The 14,884-nt window shown below is 69.7% G+C and carries 15 protein-coding genes and 2 tRNA genes; 6 read left to right on the forward strand and 11 right to left on the reverse strand.

The genetic code is table 11. The annotated features are described in order from the left end of the window. Positions 1 to 105 precede the first annotated feature (105 nt). Together asd and ACN0TP_RS04895 are read left to right on the forward strand one after the other, a co-directional pair. Entirely contained in the window at positions 106 to 1,224 is a 1,119-nt protein-coding gene (asd, locus tag ACN0TP_RS04890) for an aspartate-semialdehyde dehydrogenase (RefSeq protein ID WP_417217299.1), read from the forward strand. A 62-nt stretch (positions 1,225 to 1,286) separates the two neighbouring features. Continuing rightward, entirely contained in the window at positions 1,287 to 2,225 is a 939-nt protein-coding gene (locus ACN0TP_RS04895) for a class II glutamine amidotransferase (protein WP_417217301.1), read from the forward strand. A 70-nt stretch (positions 2,226 to 2,295) separates the two neighbouring features. Here the strand turns inward: ACN0TP_RS04895 and ACN0TP_RS04900 are convergent, their stop codons facing one another. The 10 genes from ACN0TP_RS04900 to ACN0TP_RS04945 form a co-directional block, all read right to left on the reverse strand. Then, positions 2,296 to 2,487 (reverse strand): hypothetical protein, encoded by a 192-nt coding sequence (locus ACN0TP_RS04900; protein ID WP_417217303.1) that lies wholly within the window; start codon positions 2,485 to 2,487, stop codon positions 2,296 to 2,298. Positions 2,488 to 2,555: 68 nt separating this feature from the next. Then, the gene (locus ACN0TP_RS04905) at positions 2,556 to 3,653 is read right to left on the reverse strand and encodes a winged helix DNA-binding domain-containing protein (protein WP_417217305.1); all 1,098 of its coding nucleotides are present in this window, start codon (positions 3,651 to 3,653) and stop codon (positions 2,556 to 2,558) included. Between the two features lies 1 nt (position 3,654). Continuing rightward, positions 3,655 to 4,725, reverse strand: coding sequence for a UDP-N-acetylmuramate dehydrogenase (locus ACN0TP_RS04910; RefSeq protein WP_417217500.1), 1,071 nt, complete (start codon positions 4,723 to 4,725; stop codon positions 3,655 to 3,657). Then, complete coding sequence (locus ACN0TP_RS04915) at positions 4,722 to 5,168, reverse strand: MaoC family dehydratase (RefSeq protein ID WP_417217307.1); 447 nt, start codon at positions 5,166 to 5,168, stop codon at positions 4,722 to 4,724. Before ACN0TP_RS04915 ends, ACN0TP_RS04910 begins: the two co-directional genes overlap by 4 nt. Beyond that, positions 5,165 to 5,617: an FAS1-like dehydratase domain-containing protein gene (locus ACN0TP_RS04920; RefSeq protein ID WP_417217309.1), complete on the reverse strand. Its 453-nt coding sequence runs from the start codon at positions 5,615 to 5,617 to the stop codon at positions 5,165 to 5,167. The genes ACN0TP_RS04915 and ACN0TP_RS04920 overlap by 4 nt, the downstream gene beginning before the upstream one ends. Before the next feature lie 79 nt (positions 5,618 to 5,696). Next, a complete protein-coding gene (locus tag ACN0TP_RS04925; protein WP_417217311.1) occupies positions 5,697 to 5,954 on the reverse strand; it encodes a hypothetical protein in 258 nt (85 codons plus the stop codon). A gap of 18 nt (positions 5,955 to 5,972) precedes the next feature. Next, positions 5,973 to 6,941, reverse strand: a complete 969-nt coding sequence (locus ACN0TP_RS04930; protein ID WP_417217313.1) for a DUF2797 domain-containing protein — start codon at positions 6,939 to 6,941, stop codon at positions 5,973 to 5,975. 79 nt (positions 6,942 to 7,020) lie between these two features. Beyond that, positions 7,021 to 7,094 (reverse strand) — tRNA-Met (locus tag ACN0TP_RS04935). A gap of 71 nt (positions 7,095 to 7,165) precedes the next feature. Then, positions 7,166 to 7,237 (reverse strand) — tRNA-Thr (locus ACN0TP_RS04940). Between the two features lie 240 nt (positions 7,238 to 7,477). Continuing rightward, positions 7,478 to 9,379 (reverse strand): DEAD/DEAH box helicase, encoded by a 1,902-nt coding sequence (locus tag ACN0TP_RS04945; RefSeq protein ID WP_417217315.1) that lies wholly within the window; start codon positions 9,377 to 9,379, stop codon positions 7,478 to 7,480. A gap of 271 nt (positions 9,380 to 9,650) precedes the next feature. On the opposite strand from ACN0TP_RS04945, the gene ACN0TP_RS04950 reads away from it, so the two are divergent. Both ACN0TP_RS04950 and ACN0TP_RS04955 read left to right on the forward strand, forming a co-directional pair. Next, a complete protein-coding gene (locus tag ACN0TP_RS04950; protein WP_417217317.1) occupies positions 9,651 to 10,076 on the forward strand; it encodes a hypothetical protein in 426 nt (141 codons plus the stop codon). A gap of 90 nt (positions 10,077 to 10,166) precedes the next feature. Then, positions 10,167 to 11,354 carry an amidohydrolase gene (locus tag ACN0TP_RS04955; protein ID WP_417217319.1) on the forward strand — a complete coding sequence of 396 codons (1,188 nt, stop codon included), beginning with the start codon at positions 10,167 to 10,169 and terminating at the stop codon, positions 11,352 to 11,354. Here the strand turns inward: ACN0TP_RS04955 and ACN0TP_RS04960 are convergent. Next, entirely contained in the window at positions 11,351 to 12,049 is a 699-nt protein-coding gene (locus ACN0TP_RS04960) for a FadR/GntR family transcriptional regulator (protein WP_417217502.1), read from the reverse strand. The genes ACN0TP_RS04955 and ACN0TP_RS04960 overlap by 4 nt on opposite strands. A gap of 139 nt (positions 12,050 to 12,188) precedes the next feature. On the opposite strand from ACN0TP_RS04960, the gene ACN0TP_RS04965 reads away from it, so the two are divergent. Together ACN0TP_RS04965 and ACN0TP_RS04970 are read left to right on the forward strand one after the other, a co-directional pair. Next, on the forward strand, positions 12,189 to 13,553 hold the full coding sequence (locus ACN0TP_RS04965) for an SLC13 family permease (RefSeq protein WP_417217321.1): 1,365 nt from the start codon (positions 12,189 to 12,191) through the stop codon (positions 13,551 to 13,553). Between the two features lie 92 nt (positions 13,554 to 13,645). Then, entirely contained in the window at positions 13,646 to 14,884 is a 1,239-nt protein-coding gene (locus ACN0TP_RS04970; protein WP_417217323.1) for a CaiB/BaiF CoA transferase family protein, read from the forward strand.

Here is a 14,884-nt window from a genome sequence, read left to right on the forward strand (position 1 = left end):
CCACCTCCCCGTCAGTTCCTCCACGACCCCCGATCCCCGGCAGCCGTGCCCCGCGGCGCGTAACCCGGCTGGGGTTCGACCCCGTCGTCGCCTTACGATGGATGAATGACTTCTTCCGTTGGATTCATTGGCTACCGCGGCATGGTTGGCTCCGTGCTCATGCAACGCATGCTCGACGAGGGCGACTTCGAGGGCATCGACCCGGTCTTCTTCTCGACCTCCAACCCCGGCGGGCCGGCACCGGCCTTCGCCTCCGGCGCGGGAGTGCTGCAGGACGCGCATGACCTCGACGAACTCGCGAAGCTGCCCATCCTGGTCACCGCCCAGGGCGGTGACTACACGCAGCGGGTGCACCCCGAGCTGCGGGCCCGCGGCTGGAAGGGCCTGTGGATCGACGCAGCCTCGACGCTGCGCATGAACGACGATTCGATCATCGTGCTGGACCCCGTCAACCGCAACGTCATCGACGCCGGACTGGCCGCCGGGACCCTGGACTTCGTCGGCGGCAACTGCACCGTCTCCTGCATGCTCATGGGCCTGGGTGGGCTGTTCCGCAACGGCCTGGTCGAGTGGGGCACCGCGATGACCTACCAGGCGGCCTCCGGCGGCGGCGCCCGGCACATGCGCGAACTCATCAACCAGTTCGGCGACATCAACTACTCGGTCGCCGATGAGCTGGCGGACCCGGCCTCCGCGATCCTGGACATCGACCGCAAGGTGCTCACGACCCAGCGTGGCGGCCTGGACTCCACGGAGTTCGGCGTCCCGCTCGCCGGATCACTGATCCCCTGGATCGACGCGGACCTGGGCAACGGGCAGTCCAAGGAGGAGTGGAAGGCAGGGCTCGAGACGAACAAGATCCTGGGCACCGGAGCCGACAACCACGTCATGCTCGACGGATTGTGCGTGCGGATCGGCGCCATGCGCTCCCACTCCCAGGCCCTGACGCTGAAGCTGACCGAGGACCTGGACCTGGACGAGATCGAGCGGTTGATCGACGCGGACAACGAGTGGGCCACCGTCGTGCCGAACTCGAAGGATGCCACGATGAAGCAGCTGACCCCTGTCGCCGCGTCGGGCACCCTGGACATCCCGGTGGGGCGGCTGCGCAAGCTGGAAATGGGCCCGCAGTACCTCTCGGCCTTCACGGTCGGCGACCAGCTGCTGTGGGGTGCCGCGGAGCCCTTGCGGCGCATGCTCGCCATCGCCCTCGGCCGCCTCTAGGACGCTTGGCCCCGCGGCGCTAGGGTCGAGACAGAACCGAACATCCAGCTCCGGAGGGGACCATGTGCCGTTGGCTTGCCTACCTGGGGTCACCGATCACGCTGGAGACGGTGCTGACCCGGCCCAACCACTCGCTGCTGGACCAGAGCCTGCTGGCCCGGGACCTCTACCTGCCACGCCGGGAGATCAGCTCCCAATTCCGCCACCGGGCCTTCCCCACCAACGGCGACGGATTCGGCCTGGCCTGGTCCGGGCTCCGCAGCCAGCTGGGGCAATACCGCGAGATCACGCCGGCCTGGGATAGCCAGAACCTGCGGCATCTTGCGGCCCAGATCGAGTCTGGATGCTTTCTGGCCCACGTCCGCGCGGCCCCCGGGGGAACGATCTCGCAGGAGAATTGCCACCCGTTCGTCCATGGCGGCTGGATGTTCCAGCACAACGGCGAGATCAACGGGTTTCCCGACCTGAAGCGCGAGTTGACCCTTGACGTCGATCCAGCGCTCTACCCCTTCCTGCAGGGCAACACCGACACCGAGGTCTGCTTCTTCCTGGCGTTGACCTACGGGTTGGCCAACGATCCGCTGGGTGCCCTGACGCGGATGGTCTCCCGCGTCGAACGGGCACGCCGGGAGCACGGCCAGGTTGAACCGTTCCGCGCTACCGTCGCCGCCTCCGACGGCAACCAGCTCGTCGTCCTGCGTTGGGTCAGCCCCGACGTCCCGGGGGCGGTGGCGCCGTCGTTGTTCCACTCCTTCGGACGCGTGAGCCTGCATGTCGGGAAGGGCTTCGGGCCGGGAACGGGGGCTTCGGAGGAACTGCCACCGGACACCCAGCTGGTGGCCTCGGAGCCGCTGGAGCTGCATTGGAGCAAACGCCACTGGGTACACATCCCGCCGGCGACGATCGGCGTCTTCACCCGCGGCCAGGAACCGGTGTTCACCCCGCTGGATACCACCGGGTACACCCCGGCCGGCGAGCCGGGCCAGCGGCCCGCCACATGAGCCAGGGGCACCCCGGCCGAAGCCGGTGGCACCCCTGGTGTGGCGGATGTACGGGCCGCTGGCCCGGATCCTAGTTCTCGTGCCGGACGCGCCCCACGTCCTCGTTGGCCGTGTCGTAGAGGCGCTGCAGGGCTGCCATCCGCTCGTCGGTGATTTCCCCAGCAGCGTGCGCTGCCTTGCCCTGGTCGAGCAGGCGCTTGGCTTCCTTCATGTTGCCTTCGGCCAGATCCATCGCGTGTTCCAGGCTTGTCTCGTGTTCCATGCCTCCAATAGTGCGTCAGGGGCCCGGCAAAAGTCCACGGTGACCTGCACGGGGGCGCAATTGTGACCTCACCGTGCCCAAAAGTCCCGATACCGCAGCAGCCGGGCCGCGAGGGCCCGTTCTCCCGCTGCCCCGGGGGCCGGGCCGAAGTATTCGGTGGTTTCCGGTGGATCCCACGTGCCAACGATCGCACCGGCCCGCACGATGGTCCGGCGGAAGCCCCCGTTTCCGCCGGGCACGACCCGGGAGGCGTGCTCCGGCGCGAGGCTGGCGGAGCGGTCGCGGTACCCGAGGAGGAACTCGTCGAAGCCGGGCAGCGCGAGCACGGACCGGGCGCCGGGTGGCTGCCCGCCGCCGTCGAGGTCCACTGCGGTCTCCGGGGACATCCAATAGGTGGTGGTCCCGAGCCGCCGGGAGGCCATGTGCCCGTCCTGTTCCAGCCGGGCCAGGGCCCCACGGGCGGGTGTCAGGGGCAGGCCGAGCCACCAGGCGAAGTCGGCGTCGGTGGCCGGCCCGTGGCCGGCGTAGTAGCCCAGCGCCAGCCGTTCCAGGACCGCCTGCCGGTCGCCGTCGTCGTGTCCGGTCCCGCCGATCCATTCCCGATACGGGACGAAGAGCTGCCGCACTCCCCCGGAGTCGTCCATGGGCCCCTGGACGATCGTGCGGGCCAGCGAGAGGGCCATCAGCGGGTGGTAGCCCCGTTGGCCCGAGGTGTCCTGTCCGGCGGCGCGGATGGCCTCGAGCAGCTCGCCCCGCGTGGCGCCACCGGTGCAGCGCTCGCGGACGGCGGGTCCCAGGGAGGCGACGACCTCGGGGCCGATGCCCGCGTCACGGAACCCGGTGGCCGCCTGGGTCTGCATGCGGGGCGCGGTGATGGTGAGGACGTCGTCGACCAGCTCCGGGGACACCAGCATCAGCGTCCCGCGGGCCGCCCAGGTGCGCACGATGGTGCCGGCGTCGAAGGCGGCGCGGACCTGCGAGGCGGTGCTGCCGGGGGCGCGCGCGCCCAGGGCCCAGAGGGCCTGGCGCAGGTCCTGGGCCTGGACGAGGCCCAGGTTTCGGACGACGGAGCCTGGCGTGGGCTTCTGCCCGGGAACGACGAGCAGGCCCTGGGCGGTCAGCCGCGCCCGCTTCACGACCGTGGATGAAGTGGGCGCGGCGCTCATCTCAGAGCTCGATGCCGATCAGCAGCGGTTCGTTGTGCAAGGTGATGCCGAAGCGTTCCCTGACCCCGTCGCGGACGGTGCGGGCGATGGCGAGGATGTCCGCGGCCGTGGCCCCACCGCGATTGGTGATCGCCAGGGTGTGCTTGGTCGACAGGGCGGCGCGGCCGTCGGCGAGGCCAGCGCCTTCGGTGCCGGCCAGCCCATATCCCTTGGGGAACCCGGAGCGGTCGATCAGCCACGCCGCGGAGAGCTTGGTCCCGCCCGCCGCAGGGAATCGCGGAGCGTCCTCGGGCAGCGACGCCGCCGACGCCGCATCCACGACGGGGTTCGTGAAGAACGACCCGGTGCTGTAGGTGTCGCGGTCCTCCGGGTCAAGGACCATGCCCTTGCCGGCGCGCAGGCGCAGCACGGTGGAGCGGACCGCGGTGGCAGTGGCCCGCTCCCCGGCGGTGACGCCGAGGGTGCGTGCCAGTTCGGCGTAGGCGATGGGTGCGCCCAGCGGCGAGGATTCCAGGACGAAGACGACGTCGAGGACGACGTAGCGTGGGGAGCCCTGGACCGTGGTGCGCTTGAGCAGCGAATCGCGGTAGCCGAAGTCCAGGTCGGTGGCGGTGAAGTCGGCCAGCCGGGACTCCTGGCGGTCCCATGCCCTGACCGATTCGAGGGTCTTGGAGACGTCGGCACCATAGGCCCCGACGTTCTGCACGGGGGTTGCCCCGGCTGAGCCGGGAATCCCGGAGAGCGCCTCGAGCCCGGAGAGCCCGGCCTCCAGGGTGGTGCGCACGACGTCGTCCCAGGGGTGTCCGGCGGCCACGCTCACCCGTGAATGCGTGCCGTCGGCCGTGGGGGTGATCCCAACGCCGCGGGTGGTGATGCGCAGGACCGTGCCGTCGTACCCGTCGTCGGAGATGACCAGGTTGGATCCGCCGCCGACGATCAGCAGGCGGGTTCCGGCATCGTCCGCTGCACGCACTGCCGAGAGGATCTCCGCTTCGGTCCCCGCCTCGATGACCTGGGCGGCGGGGCCTCCGACGCCGGTGGTGGTCAGCCCGGACAGCAACTGGGGCATCAGAACTGGACCAGGGCCTGGGCCTTGACGAGCACCTTCTGGCCGTCGGCGACCACTGTCAGGTCCACGCGGGCCGTCCGCGCCACCTCGTCGAGCGCGCCGATGACACCGCTGACCTCCAGCGCGGTGCCGGGGGCGTCGGAGGGGTTGGTGCCGTCGGGGTCCTGTACGACGACCGGCTTGGTGAAGCGGGTCTGGTAGTCGACGATGGCGCCGGGGTCCCCGGTCCAGTCCTCGACGAGGGTGATCGCTGCCCCCATGGTGAACATGCCGTGGGCGATGACACCGGGCAGGCCGACGTCGGTGGCGAAGCGTTCGTTCCAGTGGATCGGGTTGAAGTCCCCGCTGGCCCCGGCATACCTGACCAGGTCGGCGCGGTTCACGTGCAGCGTCGTGCTGCCGATGTCCTGGCCCTTTTCGAGCGTGGAGAATTCGATGGGGTTCATGCTGCTTCCTCCCCGCGGACGAGGATCGACGAGGTGGTGGTGGCGACGGCAGCCCCGTCGGTGGTGCTGATCTCGGACCGGGTGGTGATCATGGCGCCGCCGCCCATGCCGCGGACCTTGTCCACATGCAGTTCGGCGACGAGCTCATCGCCGGCGACGATGGGGCGGTGCAGGGTGAACCGCTGGTCGGCGTGCACGACCCGGGAGAAGTCGATGCCCGAGGCGGGGTCGGCGATCAGCTGGGCGTCGGCCCGCTGGGCGACGATGATCGCAAAGGTGGGGGGTGCCACGAGGTCCGCGTGGCCCAGGCCGGCCGCTGCTTCGAGGTCGTAGTGGGAGCGGTGGGTGGCCTTCGTGGCCGCTGCGAATTCGCGGATCTTCTCGCGGGAGACCACGTAGGCCTCCCCCGCCGGGTAGCTGCGCCCTTCCAGGGCCGGGTTGATGCTCATGCTGTCCTCGCTGTGGGGCGGGTGGGTGGCCGTTGGCGGCCCGGTGTCCGAGCCTAGGCTACGCCAGTTTCGGTCGGTTCTAGCGGCCCTGCCGCTGTTTCGGCACGGGCGGGTTCTGCTTGCGGTACGCCTTGACGTCGCGCCCGCGGACCATGAGTCCGGCGACGTGCGTGAGCAGGCCGACGAGGATGATCCCCACCGCCGTGTACATCAGCGGCCGGTTGCCGGTGTTGGCTCCGACGAGCGCCAGGATGATCCCGAGCCCGGAGACGGCCATGGAGACGATGACCAGGACCTTGTAGAGGCCCGACGCCGATTCCCAGGGTGTGCTGATCATGCTGACCAGTCTATCGGTTCAGAACAGGGAGTCCTGCGCCACGGGGACCGCTGTGGAGTGCTCGCCGGGCACCACCCTGCGGCCCTTCAGGACCGAGGCGTCCGCTGCGTAGAGCCGCTCGGAACCGTCCAACCGCACGCCCAGCGTCTGTCCCAGGACCGCCTCGACGGTGAACCCGTGGCTGCTGGCGCTCAGCCAGCCCGGGTAGGGGTGCAGGTCCCCGTCGTTCCAGGCCTTCAGCAGCGGTCCGGCCAGCGCCGACGGGGTGAAGTCCTCGTCCACCGGCTCCACGTCCAGCCCGGTGGCGGCGGGGTCCTCGGCGAGCAACGCGTGCACCCGCTCCACTTGGGTCCGGTGCATGGTGGCCAGGGATCCGGCGTCGTACACCCCTGACGGGGACGGCCCGCCCTGTCCGGGATCGGTGAGTCCCACTGTCTTCGCCGAGGCGCGCACCGCCTGGCCCAACCCGAGCCGTTCGGTGACCAGGTCCTCGAGGACCCTGACGACGCGCCCGTCGGCGGCCAGCGCCACGTAGGTGGCGATGACAGCCCCCTGCTGGGCCAGTCGACGCCATTTGTTGCCCTCGCCCGCTGTGCCGATCTTCGAGGCGCCCTGGGCGAAGGTGGCGACGTAGAGCCACTGCGGTTTAGCGAGGTAGGCGCGCAAGCCGGCCGGGGCGATGCCGGAACGGTGGAAGTCGTGCATGTGGCGGGCGTCGTCCCGGGCGAAGCATGACCCGCATTGGGTGCCGCGTTCGGCCGGGGCGCCGTCGGGGCACCCGATGTGGGACCAGACGGTGGCGTCGGCGACGCGTGTGTGTCCCAGGCACCAGCGGCCGGGCTGCACGGTAAAGGAGCAACGGGTTCCTGGCTCGAGCAGCTGGTCGGCTCGGGTGCCGTCGTCGGCCCGCAGGCTCCAGCGCGGCGTGGATTGGTCGGCGGGCCAGTCGATGCCCGCACTGAGCAGGAAGGGGGCCGCGGAGGTCATCCACCCAGCATAGGCGGGCCCCCGGAACCCTGCGGAAATGACGGAATCCGCCCCGCGGTGCGGGACGGATTCCTGTGGGTAGCGGTGCCGGGACTCGATCCCGGGACCTCACGATTATGAGTCGTGCGCTCTAACCAGCTGAGCTACACCGCCACGAATGGGAATGCCCGCGTCTGCGTCGGTTTCTCTCGCGAGTCGACACGGACGCGGGCTTTCCTACTCAGAGCCCCCCACCGGAATCGATCCGGTGACCTCGTTCTTACCAAGAACGCGCTCTACCACTGAGCTAGGGGGGCAACGGAAAAAAACTTTACCAGCAATTTGCGCCCGCATGAAATCGAGGTGGCCCCCTGTGCTGGACGCCACATCGCCGTCCCGCCGGCGGCGTCGAAACGCCCCCTGGCACCCGGCCTCCGCGCCCGGCCGGAGCCGGAAGACGGCGCCCCAACGCCGGACGGCCGGGCCGCTCCCCGGGGGGAATGGCCCGGCCGTCCGGGTGGTGTCGACGCGGCCCCCGCGAGGGGGGCCCAGGGGTGCTAGAAGCTCCGCCCGCGCCCGCCCTCGAAGTTGCGCGAGGAGGTACGCGGCTTGCGCGAGCCGCCGAAGCCGCCCCGGTCACCCCGGTCGCCGCGGTAACCGCCACGATCGCCGCGGTCCCCGCCGCGGTTGCCATCGAAGCTGCCGCGGTCCTTGCGGTAGCCACCCTGGCCGCCGCCTTCGCGCTCGCGGCGCGGGGCACGGCCGGTGTCCAGTTCCAAGCGGATCAGTTCGCCACCGATCCGGGTGCGGGACAGGGCGCTCCACTGGTCCTTGGAGAGTTCGGCGGGCAGTTCCACCAGGGTGTGGTCGGCGCGGATGTCGATGCCGCCGATCTGGCCGGAGTTGAAGCCGCCCTCGTTCGCGAGGGCACCGACGATGGAGCCGGGCATGACGCGCTGGCGGCGGCCGACGGCGATGCGGTAGGTGGCATTTCCCTCGGTCAGGGCGCGCGAGGGGCCGCGGGAGCCGAAGCCGTCCTTGGCCCCCTTGGACATGCGGGCCTGCTTGGCCGGCGGGGTGGGCAGTTCCTCCATCAGCAGCGGTCGGCCGCCCTGGGCCATGTGTGCCAGTGCTGCGGCGATCTCCACTGCCGTCACGTCGTGCTCGGCCTCGAACTTCTCGACCAGGTTGCGGAAGACCGTCAGGTCCTCCGCCGCCAGGGTCTCGGAGATCTGGCCGGCGAACTTCTCCAGGCGCTTGTCGTTGACGATGTCCACGCTGGGCAGGTTCATGGCCTCGACCGGCTGGCGGGTGGCCTTCTCGATGGCGCGCAGCAGGTACTTCTCGCGCGGGGTGATGAACAGGATCGCATCGCCGCTGCGTCCGGCGCGGCCGGTGCGGCCGATGCGGTGGACGTAGGACTCGGTGTCGTGGGGGATGTCGAAGTTGATGACGTGGCTGATGCGCTCCACGTCGAGGCCGCGGGCCGCGACGTCGGTGGCAACCAGGATGTCGATCTTGCCGCTGCGCAGGTTCTCCACGGTGCGCTCGCGCTGCTGCTGCGGGATGTCGCCGTTGATGGCCGCCGCGGTGAACCCGCGCGCCTTCAGCTTCTCGGCGAGGTCCTCGGTGGCCATCTTGGTCCGCACGAACGCGATGACGCCGTCGTGCTCCTCGGATTCGAGGATGCGGGTCATGGCGTCGAGCTTGTGGGCCCCCATGACCTGGACGTAGCGCTGGCGCGTGTTCTTGCCGGTGGTGGTGGAGGACTTCACCGACACCTCCTGCGGGTTGCGCAGGTACTGCTTGGAGATGCGGCGGATGGAGCCGGGCATCGTGGCGGAGAAGAGGGCGACCTGCTTCTCCTCCGGGGTGGCCTCGAGGATCTTGTCGACCTCTTCGGCGAAGCCCATGCGCAGCATCTCGTCGGCCTCGTCGAGCACGACGTACTGCAGGTTGGACAGGTCCAGCGAGCCCTTGTTGATGTGGTCGATGACGCGGCCGGGGGTGCCGACGACGACCTGCGCGCCACGGCGCAGCCCGGAAAGCTGCGGGCCGTACGGGGAGCCGCCGTAGACGGGCAGGACGGTGAAGTCGCCCATGTGCTTGGCGTAGGAGGTGAAGGCCTCGGCGACCTGGAGTGCGAGCTCGCGGGTCGGGGCGAGCACCAGGACCTGCGTGTGGTGGGCGGTGCCGTGCAGGTCCGCCAGTTCGGCCATCTTGGACAGGGCAGGGATCGCGAAGGCAGCGGTCTTGCCGGTGCCGGTCTGGGCCAGGCCCACGACGTCGCGGCCCTCGAGCAGCAGCGGGATGGTGGCTGCCTGGATCGGGGACGGCTTCTCGTAGCCGAGGTCCTCGACGGCGGCCAGGACCCGGGGGTCGATGCCCAGGTCGGTGAACTTGACCGGGTTCTCTTCGGCGGCGGTTTCGGGCGCGTTGGTGGACATGTCGGAAGACATAGTGAATTACCTCGTTCATAGGGGCGGAGCGCCCGGCACTCATCAAGAGGCGGGATCCGCGGCACATTCGGACTCAAACACCAGTCCGGCCGCTCCCCTATGAAGAAACTGCCCGCACGCTGCGGACTCACACACGATGAGCTCCTGCCTCAAGAATTGGGCAGGATGCGAGGGAAGCCGGATATCGGTGAGGTTCCAGTCTACAGGAGGAGCGGGCACGACGACGATGCGCGGGCCTGTGCGGTTGGGCACACCCGGTAGGCTGGCTGCTGTGAAAAAGCTTCCCGTCACCCTGCGCGTGGCCGTCATCTCGTGGGCCGTAGTGGCCCTGGCCCTGCTCGGTTTCGGCATCGCCTCGTGGGGCAATTCCCGGCTGCTCGCCGGCGGCAGCCGGTCCGGGCTGATCGCCCTGGCGCTGCTGCTGGCCCTGCTGGCGGTGGGCGTGGGGTACGGCGCCTGGCGGCTGCTGCGCGGCCAGCTGGCCGGCCGGGCCTGGTTGACGACCATGGGGCTGATCGGCGGTGTCCCCCTGGTGTTGCGCGGACCGCGCCTGGGGATCCTGGGCGCGACGCTGCTCATCGGCGTCGTGCTGCTGTGGCTGCCCCCGAGCCTGGCCTACTTCAAGGAGCAGGCGCGGGCGGCACGTGCGGCCCGCCAGGCGGAGCGCCGCAGGGTGAAGGGGCTTCCGCGGCGCTAGGCAAGGCCTGCGCCCCGCCCGATGTGGGATGGGTCACCGGACGGCGATAGGCTCGGAGAACCCATTGGATCTTCCGAAAGGGCTCCCACCATGAGTCTGCTGGCCATCACCAACGTCCACGTCGTCCCCATCGAGTCCGAGCCCTTCGACGGCTCAGTCGTCATCCGCGACGGCAGGATCGAGGCCTGCGGGCCGGACCTCCAGGTGCCCGATGGCGCCGAGGTCCTCGACGGCGGGGGCCAGTGGCTGCTGCCCGGTTTCGTCGATGCGCACGTGCACCTGGGCATGCACCCCGAGGGCGAGGTCGGCTCGACCGCCGACGTGAACGAGATGACCAACCCCATCATGGCCGCAGTCCGGGCGATCGACGCCGTGGACCCGTTCGATCCCGGCTTCGACGAGGCCCTGGCCGGGGGCGTGACCACGGTCAACGTCAATCCGGGGTCGGGCAATCCGGTGGGCGGCCTCGCCGTCGCCATCCACACCCACGGGCGCTACATCGACGAGATGGTGCTGCGCTCCCCCAGCGGCCTGAAGTCGGCCCTGGGCGAGAACCCCAAGCGGGTCTACGGCGAAAAGAAGCAGACCCCGTCCACCCGCCTGGGCACCGCGATGGTCATCCGCGAGGCCTTCATCGAGGCCAGGAACTACATGGCCAAGGCCGACCCGGAGGCCATCGACCCGAAGATGGAGGCGTTGGCGATGGTGCTGCGCCGCGAGATCCCCTGGCGCCAGCACTGCCACCGCACCGACGACGTCGCCACCGCCCTGCGCCTGGCCGAGGAGTTCAGCTACGACCTGGTCCTGGACCACGGCACCGAGGCGCACGTGATCGCCGACGTCATCGCCGAACGCAACATCCCGGTGCTGATCGGGCCGCTGTTCACCACCAAGTCCAAGGTCGAGTTGCGCGGCCGCTCGCTGGCCAACCCGGGCAAGCTGCACGACGCCGGGGTGGAGATCTCCATCATCACCGACCACCCGGTCATCCCGATCAATTTCCTGGTCCACCAGTGCACCCTGGCCATCAAGGAGGGGCTGGACCCGGTGGCCGCCCTGCGCTCGATCACCATCAACCCCGCCCGCGTGCTCGGGCTCGCCGACCGCATCGGGTCCATCGAACCGGGCAAGGACGCGGACCTGGTGTTGTGGTCAGGCGATCCCCTCGACGTCATGCAGCGCGCGCTGCGCGTGTTCATCGGCGGCCGCCAGGTCATGGAGTACGACGCCGAAACCCGGGTTCCGGTCGTCGTGGACCGCAAGCTGCCGGTCGCCTAGCGCAGCAGGGGGACGTCGGAGACGACGTCGATGTGCCGGCCCATGGCCGCGGCCGCGGCGTCGGGATCCCCGGCACGGATGGCCTCGGTGATGCCGCGGTGCGCCGCCAGCGAGACCTCGGGACGCCCCGGCTGGCCGAGGGATTCGATGCGGGTCTCCAGGATCATCTCGCCGATGAATCCCATCATCTGGGCCAGCACCGCCGAGTGGGCCGCCGCCGTGATGGCCTGGTGGAAGAGCTCGTCGCCGTGGACCCCGCGGTCCCCCGCAGCGATTTCGGCGGCCATCTCGTCCAAGGCCGCGTCGATCGCCGCCAGGTCCTCATCCGTCCGCCGTTCCGCGGCCAGGGCCGCCAGCTTGACCTCCAGGGTGCTGCGCGCCTCGACGATTTCCGGCAGGCGGTTCTGGTGGTCGCGGAGCTTGCGCAGCAGGGTGGCCATGCTGGGCCGGTAGACCAACACGGCGCCGGTGCCATGCTGGACGTCGATGACGCCCAGGACCTCGAGGGCCACGAGCGCCTGGGCGAGGGTGGCCCGCGAGACGCCAAGCTGGTCGGCCAGATCGCGTTCGGCTGGAAGCCGGTCCCCGGGACCGAGCTGCTCGGCCTCGACATAGCCGAGGATCTGCTCCATCAGCTGTTCATAGAGCCGCGGACGCGCCACCTTGCCCAACATCGTCTTTCCTGCGTCCCGCATCATGCACCTGCCCTTCGTTCCCCCCAGCCTACACACGTCATCCTATTGACAAAGTGACAGAGGGTCTAGGAGGCTAGGCCACTGAGAGTGACACACAACACACATCGCCCATCGCATCGACTCCTGGAGGAACCCCCACATGTCTGCTCCGATACTTTCCATCATCGTGTTGGCGGTGATGTTCCTGCTGGCCACGGTCCTGCCCATCAACATGGGTGCGCTCGCCTTCGTCGGCGCCTTCGTCCTCGGCGCGCTCTTCCTGGGGATGGACACCAAGGACATCCTCGCCCAGTTCCCGGGCGGGCTGTTCCTCACCCTGGTCGGGGTGACGTACCTGTTCGCCATCGCCCAGGGGAACGGGACCATCGACCTGTTGATCCGCAAGGCGGTGAAGCTCGTGGACAACCGGATCGCCCTGATCCCGTGGGTGATGTTCGCGATCACCGCGGTCATCACCGCGGTCGGCGCCCTGGGCCCTGCAGCCGTGGCGATCATGGCCCCCATCGGCCTGGGCTTCGCCGCGAAGTACAAGATCAACCCGCTGATGATGGGCATGCTCATCGTCCACGGCGCCCAGGCCGGCGGCTTCTCCCCCATCGCCGTCTACGGCGTGATCGTCAACGGGCTCATCGCCGACACCGGCTTCGATTTCAGCCCCACAGCACTGTTCCTGAGCTCCTTCATCTTCAACACGGTCATCGCCGTCGTGCTCTTCTTCGTCCTGGGCGGCAAAGCACTGGCCGGGAGCCGTGTGGCGCACTTCGCCGAAACCGTCTCCGAGGCCCGCATGGGTGCCTCCGTGGGTTCCCGTGCCGCCGGCGTCGACTACAAGGGCGCCGGCAGCGGCACCTACGGCCCCCGCGATCCCGCAGGCGACGGCCCCTCCAGCGCCGTGGCCAGCCGGGTCACCTTCCCGCAGGTCGCCACGATCATCGGCCTGATCGTCCTGGCCGTCGTCGCCCTGGGCTTCGGCGTCGACGTCGGATTCGTCTCCATCACCATCGCCGTCGTCCTGGCCCTGGTCTCCCCGCAGGCGCAGAAGGGCGCAGTGAACAAGATCAGCTGGTCCACCGTGCTGCTGATCTGCGGCATGCTGACCTTCGTCGGCGTGCTGGAGGAGGCGGGCACCATCACCTACGTCTCCGATGGCGTCGCCCAGATGGGCATGCCACTGCTGGCCGCGTTGATGATCTGCTACATCGGTGCCGTCGTCTCGGCCTTCGCCTCCTCCACGGCGATCCTGGCCGCCTTGATCCCGTTGGCCATCCCGTTCCTGGATTCGGGTGCCGTCAGTGCCGTCGGCGTGGTGTGCGCCCTGGCGATCGCCTCCACGATCGTGGATGTCTCGCCCTTCTCCACCAACGGCGCACTGGTGCTGGCCAACGCCCCCGAGGGCATCGACGCCGACAGGTTCTACAAGCAGATCCTGGCGTATGGCGGCATCGTGGTCGTCGTCGGACCGGTCCTGGCCTGGCTGACGCTCGTCGTGCCCGGCTGGCTCTGACCCGCCGCCACGATTCGCTGCCCGGGAGCGCCCACCTGCGGGCGCTCCCGGGCCTGTTCCCCCCGTTCTACCCCGCCCCGAAAGGAGCCCTCGTGAACCCCACGACTGCATCGACCCCGGCCCCGTCCGGCTCCACCGGTCCCCTGACCGGCTACACCGTCCTGGACCTGACCCGCGCACTGGCCGGCCCGCACGCCGGCATGATGCTCGGCGACCTGGGCGCACGCGTCATCAAGGTGGAGACCCCCGGCACCGGTGACGACACCCGCAGCTGGGGCCCGCCCTTCGTGGGGCCCGAGGATGACCGGCAGGCCACCTACTACCTCTCGTGCAACCGCAACAAGGAATCCATCGCCCTGGACCTGAAGTCCGATGACGGGCGTGCCACGCTCACCTCGCTCATCGAACGCTCCGATGCACTGCTGGAGAACTTCAGGACCGGGGTCCTGGACCGGCTGGGCTTCTCGATGGAGGAGCTGCAGCGGATCAACCCCCGGCTGGTCATCCTCTCCATCACCGGGTTCGGCCACGACGGTCCCGAGGCCACCCGCAGCGGCTACGACCAGATCGTCCAGGGCGAGGCCGGCCTGATGTCGTTGACCGGCTCCGGACCCGATGACCCGCAGCGCGTCGGCGTGCCCATCTCCGACCTGCTCTCCGGCATGTACGGGGCGTATGGCGTGCTGGCCGCCCTGCTCGAACGCGAAAGGACGGGACGCGGCCAGGTGGTGCGCACCTCGCTGCTGGCCTCAGTGGTCGGCGTCCACGCGTTCCAGGGCACCCGCGCCACCGTCGCCGGGGAAGTCCCCCGCGCCCAGGGAAACCACCACCCCTCGATCGCCCCGTACGGGCTGTTCGCCTGCCGGGGTGGCAACGTGCAGATCAGCGTGGGCAGCGACAAGCTCTGGAGGGCGCTGACCGACGCCTTCGGCATCGATGCCACCGATCCCGATTTCGCCACCAACGCCGACCGCGTCGCGCACCGGGACAAGCTCATCGGCGTCATCGAGGATGCCTTCAGCGCCTACGATCCCGCCTCCTTGCTGGACAAGCTCAACGAGGCGGGGGTGCCCGCCGGCAAGGTCCGCACGCTGGACGAGGTCTACGCCTGGGACCAGGTCAAATCCCAGGGACTGCTGCTGGAGGTGGAGCATCCGGTGCTCGGCAACATCACCCTGCCCGGCCCGCCGCTGCGCTTCTTCGACGCCGCCACCGCCGAGGAGCGCACCCGCACCGCGCACACCGCCCCACCTGGGCTCGACGCCGACGCAGCCTCCATCAGGTCCTGGCTGGCGGCCGGCCACGGCAGCAGCACGGGAACCGGGGCCTGA

Source organism: Arthrobacter sp., from assembly GCF_048266065.1.
Lineage (GTDB): Bacteria > Actinomycetota > Actinomycetes > Actinomycetales > Micrococcaceae > Arthrobacter_H.

Excerpts from the sequence above, each read along its gene's own strand:
- asd (WP_417217299.1), top strand. The coding sequence starts at position 106 with ATGACTTCTTCCGTTGGATTCATTGGCTACCGCGGCATGGTTGGCTCC.
- ACN0TP_RS04895 (WP_417217301.1), top strand. The coding sequence starts at position 1,287 with ATGTGCCGTTGGCTTGCCTACCTGGGGTCACCGATCACGCTGGAGACG.
- ACN0TP_RS04900 (WP_417217303.1), bottom strand. The coding sequence starts at position 2,487 with ATGGAACACGAGACAAGCCTGGAACACGCGATGGATCTGGCCGAAGGC.
- ACN0TP_RS04905 (WP_417217305.1), bottom strand. The coding sequence starts at position 3,653 with ATGAGCGCCGCGCCCACTTCATCCACGGTCGTGAAGCGGGCGCGGCTG.
- ACN0TP_RS04915 (WP_417217307.1), bottom strand. The coding sequence starts at position 5,168 with ATGAACCCCATCGAATTCTCCACGCTCGAAAAGGGCCAGGACATCGGC.
- ACN0TP_RS04920 (WP_417217309.1), bottom strand. The coding sequence starts at position 5,617 with ATGAGCATCAACCCGGCCCTGGAAGGGCGCAGCTACCCGGCGGGGGAG.
- ACN0TP_RS04925 (WP_417217311.1), bottom strand. The coding sequence starts at position 5,954 with ATGATCAGCACACCCTGGGAATCGGCGTCGGGCCTCTACAAGGTCCTG.
- ACN0TP_RS04930 (WP_417217313.1), bottom strand. The coding sequence starts at position 6,941 with ATGACCTCCGCGGCCCCCTTCCTGCTCAGTGCGGGCATCGACTGGCCC.
- ACN0TP_RS04945 (WP_417217315.1), bottom strand. The coding sequence starts at position 9,379 with ATGTCTTCCGACATGTCCACCAACGCGCCCGAAACCGCCGCCGAAGAG.
- ACN0TP_RS04955 (WP_417217319.1), top strand. The coding sequence starts at position 10,167 with ATGAGTCTGCTGGCCATCACCAACGTCCACGTCGTCCCCATCGAGTCC.
- ACN0TP_RS04960 (WP_417217502.1), bottom strand. The coding sequence starts at position 12,049 with ATGCGGGACGCAGGAAAGACGATGTTGGGCAAGGTGGCGCGTCCGCGG.
- ACN0TP_RS04965 (WP_417217321.1), top strand. The coding sequence starts at position 12,189 with ATGTCTGCTCCGATACTTTCCATCATCGTGTTGGCGGTGATGTTCCTG.